Below are 13,068 nucleotides of genomic sequence, written 5' to 3'. Positions count from 1 at the left end.
ATAAATGATGACGAAATACGGTGTTGTAGGTACAGGTTATTTTGGCGCTGAACTGGTGCGATTTATGTCTAAGGTTGAAGGGGCGAAAATCACTGCGATTTACGATCCGGTAAATGCGGCTCCGATAGCGAAAGAGCTGAACTGTGTCGCCACTGCAACGATGGAGGCGCTTTGTACCCATCCTGATGTGGATTGCGTAATTATTGCTTCATCAAATTACTTACATAAAGCGCCGGTCATTGCGGCGGCTAAAGCGGGTAAACACGTGTTTTGTGAAAAACCTATCGCCTTAAATTACCAGGATTGTAAGGATATGGTTGATGCCTGCAAAGAAGCTGGTGTTACCTTTATGGCGGGTCACGTTATGAACTTTTTTCACGGGGTTCGCCACGCTAAAGCGCTCATCAAAGCCGGTGAAATCGGTGAAGTTACACAAGTTCACACTAAACGTAATGGTTTTGAAGACGTGCAGGATGAGATCTCATGGAAGAAGATTCGCGCAAAGTCAGGTGGGCATCTGTACCATCACATTCACGAGCTAGATTGTACACTGTTCATCATGGATGAAACCCCATCCCTGGTTTCAATGGCGGCGGGGAATGTTGCGCACAAAGGTGAAAAATTTGGTGATGAAGATGATGTTGTCCTGATCACCCTTGAGTTTGAAAGCGGTCGTTTCGCGACACTTCAGTGGGGATCATCGTTCCATTACCCTGAGCACTATGTATTAATTGAGGGCACGACAGGTGCAATTCTCATTGATATGCAAAACACGGCGGGTTATCTAATAAAAGCGGGCAAAAAAACACACTTTCTTGTGCATGAAAGCCAGGCGGAGGATGATGATCGTCGCAACGGTAACATATCCAGCGAGATGGATGGCGCAATCGCTTATGGTAAACCCGGTAAACGTACGCCGATGTGGCTCTCATCAATTATGAAACTGGAGATGCAGTACTTGCATGATGTGATAAACGGTCTGGAGCCAGGCGAGGAGTTTGCTAAATTGCTAACGGGAGAAGCGGCGACAAATGCTATTGCTACCGCTGATGCTGCGACGCTTTCCTCAAACGAGGGGCGCAAAGTTAAACTCACTGAAATTCTTGGCTAAAATTGAAAGCCGGATGGTGGTGTTATTGGCCGGTGGCGCTGCGCTTATGTAGACCGGATAAGGCGCCCGTGAACTGTGCCGCCATCCGGCAATGGACGGGGGCTTAATGCGAAAAAAAGCCCGTACATTCGTACGAGCTCTTTCTTAAATATGGCGGTGAGGGGGGGATTGACTCGCTGTGCTCGCCCTTCGGGCAGCCCGTTCGCTGCGCGCCCGGTCTGTCCAACTGGCTGCGCCAGTTGTCGAACCCCGGTCGGTGGTTCTCATCCCCCCTTGGTTTGGGGGATACCATATAAGCAAAAAGCCCGTACTTCTGTACAGGCTCTCAACTTAAATATGGCGGTGAGGGGGGGATTCGAACCCCCGATACGTTGCCGTATACACACTTTCCAGGCGTGCTCCTTCAGCCACTCGGACACCTCACCAAATTGTCGCTCCAGCATTACTGGAACGGGCGCTAATGTAGGGAAATATCTTTTCTACGTCAATCAACTTTTTTAAAAAAAAGCGCGTTTATACAAACTTCCACCAATCTGTGGTTTTAATAAGCGAAAACTGCTTTTTTTGCCCGCGCCGGGAAATTTGCTATGCTGCACATCCCGTTGAAAACGCTGATAACAGGCGCAATCACATTCCGCACAATACTGCTCAGGAGATAACATGGAGATAATTTTTTATCACCCGACATTTAACGCCGCCTGGTGGGTAAATGCGCTGGAGAAGGCTCTCCCACATGCGCGCGTTCGTGAATGGAAGGTCGGTGATAACAACCCCGCAGACTATGCGCTTGTATGGCAGCCCCCGGTTGAAATGCTGGCCGGAAGACGCTTAAAAGCCGTCTTTGTGCTGGGCGCGGGGGTGGATGCAATTCTGAGTAAATTAAATGCGCATCCGGAAATGCTGGACGCCTCCATTCCTCTATTCCGTCTGGAAGATACCGGAATGGGCCTGCAAATGCAGGAGTATGCCGTCAGCCAGGTATTACACTGGTTCCGCCGTTTCGATGATTATCAGGCGCTGAAAAATCAGGCGCTATGGAAACCGTTGCCGGAATATACCCGCGAAGAATTTAGCGTCGGTATCATGGGCGCAGGGGTACTGGGCGCAAAAGTGGCAGAAAGTCTACAGGCGTGGGGGTTCCCGTTACGTTGCTGGAGTCGTAGCCGCAAATCTTGGCCTGGCGTGGAAAGTTATGTAGGGCGTGAAGAGCTGCGCGCTTTCCTGAACCAGACGCGGGTGCTGATTAATCTGCTGCCGAATACGGCCCAAACGGTAGGAATTATTAATAGCGAATTGTTGGATCAATTGCCGGATGGCGCTTACGTGCTGAACCTCGCGCGCGGCGTGCATGTTCAGGAGGCGGATCTGCTGGCTGCACTTGATAGCGGTAAGCTAAAAGGCGCGATGTTGGATGTCTTTAGCCAGGAACCGTTACCGCAGGAAAGTCCATTATGGCGCCATCCGCGAGTCGCCATGACGCCGCACATTGCGGCAGTCACCCGTCCGGCGGAAGCCATCGATTATATTAGCCGCACCATTACCCAGCTGGAGAAGGGAGAGCCGGTGACGGGGCAGGTGGATCGGGCGAGAGGATATTGATATCAACCCGGCGCGGGCCGGGTTTCGCTAAAAAACGCTGGCGATACCTGCTATCCTTGTCGGAAATGACTACAGGAGAGAGCAATGTATCCCGTTGACCTGCATATGCATACCGTCGCCAGCACTCATGCCTACAGTACTCTGAGCGATTATATCGCGGAAGCCAAACGCAAAGGCATTAAACTTTTTGCGATTACCGATCATGGTCCGGACATGGAAGATGCGCCGCATCACTGGCATTTTATTAACATGCGCATCTGGCCGCGTCTGGTTGACGGCGTGGGGATACTGCGTGGCATTGAGGCGAATATCAAGAATATTAACGGTGAAATTGATTGTTCCGGAAAGATGTTCGACTCGCTGGATCTGATTATCGCAGGCTTTCATGAGCCCGTTTTTGCGCCGCATGATAAAGAAACCAATACTCAGGCGATGATCGCGACCATCGCCAGCGGCAAGGTGCATATAATTAGTCACCCCGGAAATCCAAAGTATCCAGTGGAGGTTAAAGCCATCGCGCAGGCGGCGGCGAAACACCATGTAGCGCTGGAAATCAACAACTCTTCTTTTCTGCATTCGCGTAAAGGAAGCGAAGATAATTGCCGCGCGGTCGCTGCCGCCGTACGCGATGCGGGAGGCTGGGTAGCGTTAGGCTCTGATTCCCATACGGCCTTTACGCTTGGCGATTTCACCGAATGCCGGAAAATTCTGGATGCGGTGAATTTTCCGGAAGATCGAATCCTGAACGTCTCTCCGCAGCGCTTACTGGCCTTTCTCGAATCACGCGGTATGGCGCCTGTACCGGAATTTGCCGAACTTTAATCGTTATTTACGGGAAGATATCAATGAATGAGTTTTCAATCCTGTGCCGTGTGCTGGGATCGTTGTTTTACCGCCAACCGCAAGATCCTTTACTGGTTCCGCTGTTTACGTTAATCCGTGAAGGTAAACTGGCGGCAAACTGGCCGCTGGAGCAGGATGACATGCTGGCGCGTTTACAGAAAAGCTGCGATATCACGCAGATTTCCACTGATTACAATGCGTTATTTGTTGGGGAAGAGTGCGCGGTAGCGCCATACCGCAGTGCGTGGGTCGAAGGCGCGGAAGAGTCTGAGGTGCGCGCTTTTTTAACGTCGCGAGGGATGCCGCTGGCCGATACGCCTGCCGATCACATTGGCACTTTATTGCTCGCGGCCTCCTGGCTGGAAGATCAGTCTGCCGAAGATGAAAGTGAAGCGCTGGAGACCTTATTTGCCGATTATCTGCTTCCCTGGTGCAATACCTTCCTCGGTAAAGTTGAAGCCCATGCCGTTACGCCATTCTGGCGCACTCTGGCGCCGCTAACGCGTGATGCGATAGGGGCCATGTGGGATGAACTTCAGGAAGAAGATGAAGAATGATGTGATGTAAATCACCATTAACTGCAACTGGTTTTACATCATTGCATAAAATGTGTGCGCGATCTCATTAATGTGCCGCTTTTCTGCTATGATGCGCGCCATGAACATACTTCTTTCTATTGCTATCACGACGGGCATCCTTTCTGGAATATGGGGATGGGTGGCCGTCTCCCTGGGGTTACTAAGCTGGGCCGGTTTTTTAGGTTGTACGGCTTATTTCGCCTGTCCGCAGGGCGGCTTTAAGGGATTGTTGATTTCCGCCTGTACGCTGTTAAGCGGTATGGTGTGGGCGCTGGTCATTATTCACGGTAGCGCGCTGGCGCCGCATCTGGAAATTGTCAGTTACGTGTTGACGGGGATCGTGGCATTCCTGATGTGTATCCAGGCAAAGCAGCTATTGCTTTCTTTTGTCCCGGGAACATTTATCGGCGCCTGTGCGACATTTGTAGGGCAGGGTGACTGGCGGTTGGTATTACCGTCGCTGGCGCTGGGGCTAATCTTTGGCTATGCCATGAAAAGTAGTGGGCTATGGCTGGCATCACGCCGCGAGCAACATTCAGCGAATACGGCGGTCACAAAATAAAAAGCGTGGGGTTCTTCCCCACGCTTTGTCGTATTCATCAGGATTCTGGCGGTACTGACAGCTCACGGTATTTCACCAGAATATCATTTTGCCTGTCCGCTTTATTCTGCAAATCCCACAGTCCGCGATCGATACCATCATTAATGAGGAAGATAACGCCGGTTTCAATGGCTGACATCAGACACAGCATCACCGGTTCGTTCGAGGTATAGCCGATTTCGCCTTCCAGTAAGCGCTGGTAATCAATAAAACGGAACACGCCTGCCTGTACTTCATAGGAAAGGATCGTTTTACTGGTGTTCACCGAAGAAAGGATCTCGCCCGTACTGACGTTAACCACGCGCAGGTTGACAGCAATCTGATCCAGCTGATACTGCGTATCGGCGCCAATACCGAAATATCTTGCGCCGACCCCGCCGGATTTGACGTTACTTTCATAACCAATAATAGAACCTTCCACCATAATATTTGCCGCCGTCAGCGACTGAAGCGGGATACGGTTATTCATCGCCACGGTGCCGTTTTCCTGGGCTGCGCGAATAATTTTCCGTTCATTCAAAAGATTCTGTAAGCCTTGTCGTTCCAGCGGGATAAACCAGCGCGAATCTTTCAGCGCGGTGACCAACATAGCGGTGGCGCTCTGCGGCACAGCCGTAGAAAAGTTACTTGCCGGGTAAGGTTTAAATTGGCCCGTTTCATCCTGAATGTTATATACCGAAACAAAGATCTTACCGGTGGGAGCAGGTAAGTGCGTCAAATCTTTGTAACTTTGTGCGCGGGGCATTAATGTCGGTTTCGCAGCTTGTTTCGGCGGGGCAGTTAAGCATCCGCTCAACAATAAAACGGCAACCAAAATAAGTAAGCGCGGCATGATTTATATCCTTTAGTGACTGTAGCTTAAAAATCAGTTGACTGAGTTTGTAAACCTGACACTTCGATGGTCGAGGTTCTTCCCGTTTTTCTGTCCGTGACGTTGAGCTGGAGCTGTCCGTCGCGATTAGCGATATCGATAATAAAATCGTTGGTCACCATACGTCCTGGTTTCCCGGTATTAATATTGGTCAACAAGCCGCCCAGAATTTGCGATTGAATAGCCTGCGTAAAGTTATCCAACGCTGAGGGGGTTTCAATACCAAAATCGTTATCATAAGCGGGGTCTTTATATGAATTTTGCGCCTGGGCGCTATTCAATAAAAAGGAACCGTTATTGGGGTTTCCACCAAAGTTAGGATTACGGAACTGGAACGTCATATTTCCAGCCCAGGTTAATGGCGAAAAAAGCATGAGCAGCACTACTGCATGTTTAACACGCATGACAGCCTCCGGATAAAAATCATGTTTTAGAATTCATCACGCGCTAAGTCACTCGTACTTAATAGCGTTTGATCTATTTGTCGGCGATTTAATGCTTCCTCTGTTTGCGCTAATGCGAAGACGACGGTTTTCTCGAAGTCTCTTTTCATTGGAAATAAAAAGGTCTGGAAAATAACGTCCTGATTTACCGTTATGGTGATCCAGCTTCCCCAACGCGCACTGGGTCTTTCATTAATGGTCAGATTGCCGGTGTATTCGCTTTCCCATTTGTCGCTGAATGCACGATAGAATTCATGTCCTATCGAAGAGACGGTATGGTCGGTTAACAATCCGGGAACCTCGACTTCAACTTCATTGGCATGCAGGTTTCCGGTAGCGAACAGTAACTCTGCTGCTACAATCCAGGTCAGATAGCGTTTCATGGCCTTACCGCCTGAGATTATCGTTTGCCCATGAAACTGCCTGGGTGCGATTTTTGACAGCTATCTTTTTGAAAAGATTATAAAGATGTGTCTTAACCGTATTCTCGCTGATAAATAGCGACCTCGCGATTTCATTATTAGAGGCACCAATACGTAACTTATTGAGGATCTCTTTTTCGCGATGAGTGAGTAATGCGGACTCGGTGCTGTTGTAGCGGTAATTTCCTGAGTGCGTAATCAGGTAACTGGCTAATTTTTGTGAAAAATAGCATTCGCCACGCAGAATACCCTGTAATCCGCTGACCACGTGTTCCTGGTCTTCAGTGGCGTAAAACACGCCGTTAATATGAGGCCAGTTTTCAATTTCACGGTAGGGATAATCGTCAGGGGTATTTAACAATAATGTTTTTATATTATTGTTTTTGCGGCTTAAATTATCCTGCCAATAGTGGATAAGCTTCTTATCCGCTTCCATCATATCCATTAAAACAATGCAACCGGCTGAGATATCTTCCAGAGAACGTTGAATATTATGCAGTTTTCCGGTTATGGCCAGCGATTGCTTTAAATGTTGCAATAATGCCGTAGCTTGCAGAGATGGCTTTGTGATCAACAATAGTGTGTGACCATGACTACTATGGACTTCATTAAACATGATGAAACTCCACTTTTTTTAATCGCACATCTGACAGCTGCCCCCATAAAATAAAGGCACCAGAAGTACTGACAGATGTTGCACTGCTGTGGGTTGAAATAGCCCATTATCCAGAAAGAGAAAAATATTTACGAAAATACTTTTAACTGTTTTCAATCTAGCCATTACAAATCTTAAAGCAAGTGTTAAACTTGTAACAATATATAAAAATATATATTAAAATGTTGTTTTTGGGTTTTTTTGAAGTTTAGATTTGATAGTAAAGTTGTACATTTCGCTGTTATTGCATAGATTTAAAAAATCATACAAATTATAATAATTCATTGATTTTTAATCATTTTAATTATTGTGTGTCATGTTTTGATTTTATTTTTTCTTAAAATTTGAGAGATGGCATTAACCTGGACAGCACAAAGACAAAAAAAACGAAGTGTGTCACGTCTTGTGCGTATTGCCCCCCATAGGAAGCATAAGAACATCCCCATGGCGGCATAACACACACCAACACTTCATTTTTTGGGTTCGCGATACACTATCTTCTATGGCCAAAAATCAATTATAAAAAATCACATGGCTATCGTTTTATTAGCACTTTGGTATGAGCTTAAATAACAAAATACCACGCGTGGGTGAGTTATTAAAAATTTTTCCACGGACATACTCTTCATCGTAACGACGCGTTAACAAAAAACGCATGTCGCTAACAAGGTAATAGATAATTTTCGCTATGTACGACCAGGTCCAGGGTGACAGCATGAAAAACAAATTGTTATTTATGATGTTGACAATACTGGGTGCGCCTGGGATTGCAACCGCGACAAATTATGATCTGGCTCGTTCAGAATATAATTTTGCGGTAAATGAATTAAGCAAGTCTTCATTTAATCAGGCGGCCATTATTGGTCAAGTCGGCACGGATAATAGTGCCAGAGTACGCCAGGAAGGATCAAAACTATTGTCCGTTATTTCACAAGAAGGAGGAAATAATCGGGCGAAAGTCGACCAGGCAGGGAATTATAACTTTGCGTATATTGAGCAAACGGGCAATGCCAACGATGCCAGTATATCGCAAAGCGCTTACGGTAATAGTGCGGCTATTATCCAGAAAGGTTCTGGAAATAAGGCCAATATTACCCAGTACGGTACGCAGAAAACAGCAGTTGTAGTGCAGAAACAGTCGCATATGGCTATTCGCGTCACCCAACGCTAATACCGTTACGACTTTTAAATCAATCCGATGGGGGTTTTACCATGAAACTTTTAAAAGTGGCAGCATTCGCAGCAATCGTAGTTTCTGGCAGTGCTCTGGCTGGCGTCGTTCCACAATGGGGCGGCGGCGGTAATCATAACGGCGGCGGCAATAGTTCCGGCCCGGACTCAACGTTGAGCATTTATCAGTACGGTTCCGCTAACGCTGCGCTTGCTCTGCAAAGCGATGCCCGTAAATCTGAAACGACCATTACCCAGAGCGGTTATGGTAACGGCGCCGATGTAGGCCAGGGTGCGGATAATAGTACTATTGAACTGACTCAGAATGGTTTCAGAAATAATGCCACCATCGACCAGTGGAACGCTAAAAACTCCGATATTACTGTCGGCCAATACGGCGGTAATAACGCCGCGCTGGTTAATCAGACCGCATCTGATTCCAGCGTAATGGTGCGTCAGGTTGGTTTTGGCAACAACGCCACGGCTAACCAGTATTAATTTAGCGTCTGCGCTAATAAAAAAACAGGGCATAAGCCCTGTTTTTTTTCGGGAGGAAATTATGCATACTTTATTGCTCCTTGCCGTACTTTCAAATCAGATTACGTTTACCACGACTCAGCAAGGCGATATTTACACGGTGATCCCTCAGGTCACATTAAACGAACCCTGCGTCTGTCAGGTGCAAATTCTCTCTGTGCGCGACGGCGTCGGGGGACAAAGCCATACACAGCAAAAACAAACGCTATCTTTACCTGCTAATCAACCGATTGAGTTGTCTCGTCTTAGTGTAAATATATCTTCAGAGGACTCGGTTAAAATTATTGTTACTGTTTCGGACGGACAATCACTGCATTTATCACAACAATGGCCGCCTTCTGCACAGTAGTTTTTGATGGTGGCGGAAATGGATTGGCTGACCTGGGTATAAAGAGGCGATAAAAGCGTCTCATCGTCTCGGCATGTCGCTATAAGGTAACGCCGAACCCTCGAGGATGACTAATCATTGAGGAGTTAACATGTCCGTAATCAAGAAAAATATCCCTGGCATAGGCCTGTGTATCTGCGCTTTTTTTATCCATTCTGCGGTAGGGCAACAAACGGTACAGGGCGGCGTTATCCATTTTCGCGGCGCGATTGTTGAGCCACTGTGCGATATTTCTACTCACGCCGAAAATATTGATTTAACCTGCCTACGCGAAGGTAAAAAGCAAATGCACCGGATTGACCTTCGGCAGGCATCTGGATTACCGCAGGATATTCAGTCCATTGCGACGGTACGGCTGCATTATCTCGATGCGCAAAAAAGCCTGGCGGTGATGAATATTGAGTACCGTTAACGGCGGTGTCATAGATATAAAAAGAGCGACTCTGTTGAAAGCCCTGCTGTACACTTTGCAGATAAGGTGAGACAAAGGGGGGGGGGGTTATGACATCACGTCTTCAGGTCATACAGGGTGATATCACTCAACTTAGCGTCGATGCGATTGTGAATGCCGCTAACGCATCATTAATGGGCGGCGGGGCCGGCATTGCTGGACGCCTGTAAACTCATCCGTCAGCAACAGGGCGAATGTCAGACGGGACATGCGGTTATCACGCCTGCTGGCAAGCTTTCGGCAAAGGCGGTTATTCACACAGTGGGGCCCGTCTGGCGAGGCGGCGAACACCAGGAAGCTGAGCTACTCGAAGAGGCATACCGGAATTGTTTGCTGCTTGCCGAGGCGAATCACTTTCGTTCCATCGCTTTTCCGGCAATCAGTACCGGCGTTTATGGCTATCCACGCGCCTAGGCCGCTGAAGTCGCCGTCAGGACGGTTTCAGATTTTATTACCCGTTACGCTCTGCCTGAACAGGTATACTTTGTCTGTTATGATGAAGAAACTGCCCGGCTTTACGCAAGATTACTTACTCAGCAAGGCGACGACCCTGCCTGATAAAACACGCCTGGAGCGTGCCGTTGAACCGCTATGCGCGCGCCATCCCGGAGAGTGCGGCATTCTCGCGCTGGATAACAGTCTGGACGCTTTTGCCGCCCGCTACCGCCTGACCGAAACGGCGGCGCGGACGCTGGATGTGCAGTATTATATTTGGGAAGACGATATGTCCGGGCGGCTGCTCTTTTCGGTACTGCTGTCGGCGGCGAAGCGCGGCGTTCATGTTCGTCTGCTGCTGGATGATAACAATACGCCTGGTCTGGATGATACGTTGCGCTTGCTGGATAGCCATCCTAATATCGAAGTTCGTCTGTTTAATCCTTTCTCTTTTCGTACGCTACGCGCTCTGGGATATTTGACGGATTTTGCGCGGCTGAATCGGCGGATGCACAATAAAAGTTACACTGCTGACGGCGTAGTGACGCTGGTCGGTGGGCGCAACATCGGCGATGCCTATTTCGGCGCTGGCGAGGAGCCGCTATTTTCCGATCTGGACGTGATGGCCATTGGCCCGGTGGTCAATGATGTCGCCAATGATTTTGAACGTTACTGGCGCTGTAGTTCAGTGTCGACATTGCAGCAAGTATTATCCCTTTCTGAGCAGGAACTGACGCAGCGTATCGAACTTCCCGAATCCTGGTATAACGATGAGATCACCCGCCGTTATCTGCATAAGCTGGAAACCAGCCAGTTTATGGCGGATCTCGATCGCGGAAGGTTGCCGCTGATTTGGGCAAAAACACGCTTGCTTAGCGATGACCCTTCTAAAGGCGAGGGGAAGGCGCAGCGCCATTCGCTTCTTCCGCAGCGATTATTTGACGTGATGGGGTCGCCGACGGAGCGTATCGACATTATTTCCGCTTACTTTGTCCCTACGCGCGCAGGCGTGGCGCAGTTGCTTAATCTGGTCAGGAAAGGCGTGAAGATCGCCATCTTAACTAACTCTCTGGCGGCCAACGATGTGGCGGTCGTTCACGCAGGGTACGCGCGCTGGCGCAAGAAATTACTGCGCTATGGCGTGGAGCTCTACGAACTGAAACCGACCCGCGAACATGAAACCGCCGTACATGATCGCGGACTCACCGGGAACTCAGGTTCCAGCTTACATGCTAAAACGTTCAGTATTGATGGTAGTAAGGTGTTTATCGGGTCGCTTAATTTTGATCCCCGTTCAACGCTTTTAAATACCGAAATGGGCTTTGTCATTGAAAGTGAAACGCTGGCGACGCTTATTCATAAGCATTTTACGCAGAGCCAACGCGATGCGGCCTGGCAACTGCGGCTGGATCGCTGGGGACGAATTAACTGGATCGATCGTCAGCAAGAAGAGGAAAAGGTGTTAAAGAAAGAACCCGCTACGCGTTTCTGGCAGCGAGTTCTGGTACGGTTGGCGGCAATTTTACCTGTGGAATGGTTGCTGTGAACCCGCGCGCGGAAAACTACCCGATCGCGGCGCGGCTTTCTTGTTTTACCGGCGGTTTACCTGAAAAGAGAAATTTCAGGAGCGGGATGCGTAAATGAATTTCATACAGAATTAACGCAATACCCATGACAAATATCAGCCCACACAAGAACCCGATCAGGTTGGAGGAGATATGCGGCGTAATATACGCGCCAAAGAAAAGCGTTAAGGGATGATGCACCAGATAGATAAACAGCGAAGCATTCACGAAATAGGTGACACGCGCGGACTGGAAGTTTAACAAGCGATGCCCCAGTGAGAATACCACGTTCACCATCCACAGCCCCATTACCATCGTAATCACGGATTCGGTTTCGTACATCCAGGCGTCGCCGCTCCCATAACGTTGATTCAGCAGATACGCGATAAAAGCAACGGCAGCGCCTAAAGTGCATCCGCGTGAGGGCGTGGTGAAGCGCGCTTTCAGATCGGGGTGAATGAAGGCCAACGCACCGAGAATAAAAAACGGCACATAAAATAGCGTTTGCATCACAATAAAATTGAACATGCCGTCACTGAGGATTGCTGGATATACGATGAAAATAATGCGCCTGATAGCGGCGTAAGCCATCCCCAGCAGGAAAAAAATAAGCGAAAGCCTGACCAGTGAAATAGCGGCGGGACGAGGCTTGCTTGTTTCCTGCCTTTTTTGGAACCAGGTAAAAATCCCGATGCTAACTGTGGTTAATATCACCAGCACCAGTAAAAACCACAGATGTGAAATGAGTTCCCACGCTAACGTATTATATTTTTCATAGGCAGAGAGTGTAGGCCAGTTCTCTGTTTTCTCTTTGACATATTGCAACAGGATAAATTGCGGCAAGGTAAGCAAAGGGATTGCGGTAAGCATGGGAATACCCACACGTTCTACCCGTACTTTCCACCAGCGTTTTAACGGATAACGTAAAAACAACATGTACGAAAAATAACCAGAAATAACAAAAAATACCTGCATACGAAAAGCGTGGATAAAATCGTTAAACAGGGTTAGCCACCACGATGGCGTGGCGCTATTGACATGCCAACTGTGAGTGGAATAGATCAACGAGATATGAAAGGGAATCCCTAACAACATCAACCATGCGCGGATAGAGTCAAGAAAATATTCACGCGGCGCGGGTACAGAGCTCATATAAGGTCACGTATTCTCAGATTTTTCACCTTATCCATAAGGCGAATTATAGTTACATTCGGTAGCAACCCTACACCAACTCCGACAACCTGTCTCCAGGATAAGCACGCAAAGTGAAAACAGGCGCGGGAGGTGCTTAATCCATGAGCCAGCGCGCTGAACAAAGCCTGGATTCAGTTGTCGTAATGCCTGATTATCCATTAAAATGGATCGGATCGATATAAGCACACAAAGGGGGAAGTGCTTA

At 48.3% G+C, this 13,068-nt stretch carries 15 protein-coding genes, 1 tRNA gene, 1 other RNA gene and 1 pseudogene; 11 read left to right on the top strand and 7 right to left on the bottom strand.

Features of this window, described 5'->3' with window-relative positions; genetic code table 11:
* The first annotated feature begins 4 nt into the window (after window positions 1-4).
* Entirely contained in the window at window positions 5-1,111 is a 1,107-nt protein-coding gene (locus ACLJRU_RS17855) for a Gfo/Idh/MocA family protein (protein ID WP_077916178.1), read from the top strand.
* A 151-nt stretch (window positions 1,112-1,262) separates the two neighbouring features.
* Here the strand turns inward: ACLJRU_RS17855 and ACLJRU_RS17850 are convergent.
* Both ACLJRU_RS17850 and ACLJRU_RS17845 read right to left on the bottom strand, forming a co-directional pair.
* Window positions 1,263-1,399, bottom strand: a non-coding RNA gene (locus ACLJRU_RS17850) — RtT sRNA.
* 49 nt (window positions 1,400-1,448) lie between these two features.
* A tRNA-Ser gene (locus ACLJRU_RS17845) sits at window positions 1,449-1,536 on the bottom strand.
* Between the two features lie 235 nt (window positions 1,537-1,771).
* On the opposite strand from ACLJRU_RS17845, the gene ghrA reads away from it, so the two are divergent.
* From ghrA to ACLJRU_RS17825, 4 genes are all read left to right on the top strand, one after another.
* Window positions 1,772-2,710 (top strand): glyoxylate/hydroxypyruvate reductase GhrA, encoded by a 939-nt coding sequence (gene ghrA / locus ACLJRU_RS17840; RefSeq protein ID WP_000402556.1) that lies wholly within the window; start codon window positions 1,772-1,774, stop codon window positions 2,708-2,710.
* 84 nt (window positions 2,711-2,794) lie between these two features.
* Entirely contained in the window at window positions 2,795-3,532 is a 738-nt protein-coding gene (locus tag ACLJRU_RS17835; protein ID WP_000283643.1) for a phosphatase, read from the top strand.
* 23 nt (window positions 3,533-3,555) lie between these two features.
* On the top strand, window positions 3,556-4,110 hold the full coding sequence (locus ACLJRU_RS17830) for a molecular chaperone (protein ID WP_001001883.1): 555 nt from the start codon (window positions 3,556-3,558) through the stop codon (window positions 4,108-4,110).
* Between the two features lie 100 nt (window positions 4,111-4,210).
* Entirely contained in the window at window positions 4,211-4,693 is a 483-nt protein-coding gene (locus ACLJRU_RS17825) for a DUF1097 domain-containing protein (protein ID WP_187790665.1), read from the top strand.
* 37 nt (window positions 4,694-4,730) lie between these two features.
* Here the strand turns inward: ACLJRU_RS17825 and csgG are convergent, their stop codons facing one another.
* The 4 genes from csgG to csgD are packed head-to-tail and all read right to left on the bottom strand — an operon-like array spanning window position 4,731 to window position 7,084.
* Complete coding sequence (gene csgG / locus ACLJRU_RS17820) at window positions 4,731-5,564, bottom strand: curli production assembly/transport protein CsgG (protein WP_001137620.1); 834 nt, start codon at window positions 5,562-5,564, stop codon at window positions 4,731-4,733.
* 26 nt (window positions 5,565-5,590) lie between these two features.
* On the bottom strand, window positions 5,591-6,007 hold the full coding sequence (gene csgF, locus ACLJRU_RS17815) for a curli production assembly/transport protein CsgF (RefSeq protein WP_001264073.1): 417 nt from the start codon (window positions 6,005-6,007) through the stop codon (window positions 5,591-5,593).
* A 26-nt stretch (window positions 6,008-6,033) separates the two neighbouring features.
* A complete protein-coding gene (gene csgE, locus ACLJRU_RS17810) occupies window positions 6,034-6,429 on the bottom strand; it encodes a curli production assembly/transport protein CsgE (protein WP_000833307.1) in 396 nt (131 codons plus the stop codon).
* Window positions 6,430-6,433: 4 nt separating this feature from the next.
* Window positions 6,434-7,084 (bottom strand): biofilm master transcriptional regulator CsgD, encoded by a 651-nt coding sequence (gene csgD / locus ACLJRU_RS17805; RefSeq protein ID WP_000481517.1) that lies wholly within the window; start codon window positions 7,082-7,084, stop codon window positions 6,434-6,436.
* Between the two features lie 754 nt (window positions 7,085-7,838).
* On the opposite strand from csgD, the gene csgB reads away from it, so the two are divergent.
* From csgB to ACLJRU_RS17775, 6 genes and pseudogenes are all read left to right on the top strand, one after another.
* Window positions 7,839-8,294: a curli minor subunit CsgB gene (gene csgB / locus ACLJRU_RS17800; RefSeq protein ID WP_000791655.1), complete on the top strand. Its 456-nt coding sequence runs from the start codon at window positions 7,839-7,841 to the stop codon at window positions 8,292-8,294.
* A gap of 41 nt (window positions 8,295-8,335) precedes the next feature.
* A complete protein-coding gene (gene csgA, locus ACLJRU_RS17795; RefSeq protein WP_000771416.1) occupies window positions 8,336-8,791 on the top strand; it encodes a curli major subunit CsgA in 456 nt (151 codons plus the stop codon).
* A gap of 61 nt (window positions 8,792-8,852) precedes the next feature.
* The gene (csgC, locus tag ACLJRU_RS17790) at window positions 8,853-9,179 is read left to right on the top strand and encodes a curli assembly chaperone CsgC (RefSeq protein WP_000557258.1); all 327 of its coding nucleotides are present in this window, start codon (window positions 8,853-8,855) and stop codon (window positions 9,177-9,179) included.
* Window positions 9,180-9,309: 130 nt separating this feature from the next.
* Window positions 9,310-9,630 (top strand): type 1 fimbrial protein, encoded by a 321-nt coding sequence (locus tag ACLJRU_RS17785; protein WP_000111257.1) that lies wholly within the window; start codon window positions 9,310-9,312, stop codon window positions 9,628-9,630.
* Window positions 9,631-9,719: 89 nt separating this feature from the next.
* Window positions 9,720-10,227, top strand: a pseudogene (ymdB, locus tag ACLJRU_RS17780) (O-acetyl-ADP-ribose deacetylase).
* Window positions 10,163-11,650 carry a phospholipase D family protein gene (locus ACLJRU_RS17775; protein ID WP_023234856.1) on the top strand — a complete coding sequence of 496 codons (1,488 nt, stop codon included), beginning with the start codon at window positions 10,163-10,165 and terminating at the stop codon, window positions 11,648-11,650. Before ymdB ends, ACLJRU_RS17775 begins: the two are co-directional and overlap by 65 nt.
* 16 nt (window positions 11,651-11,666) lie before the next feature.
* Here the strand turns inward: ACLJRU_RS17775 and mdoC are convergent, their stop codons facing one another.
* Window positions 11,667-12,821, bottom strand: a complete 1,155-nt coding sequence (mdoC, locus tag ACLJRU_RS17770) for a glucans biosynthesis protein MdoC (protein WP_000100071.1) — start codon at window positions 12,819-12,821, stop codon at window positions 11,667-11,669.
* Window positions 12,822-13,068: the final 247 nt, after the last annotated feature.

The sequence above is a fragment of the Salmonella sp. SAL00653 genome, from assembly GCF_046552515.1.
Lineage (GTDB): Bacteria > Pseudomonadota > Gammaproteobacteria > Enterobacterales > Enterobacteriaceae > Salmonella > Salmonella enterica.
This window is presented reverse-complemented; position numbering and strand designations above follow the sequence as displayed.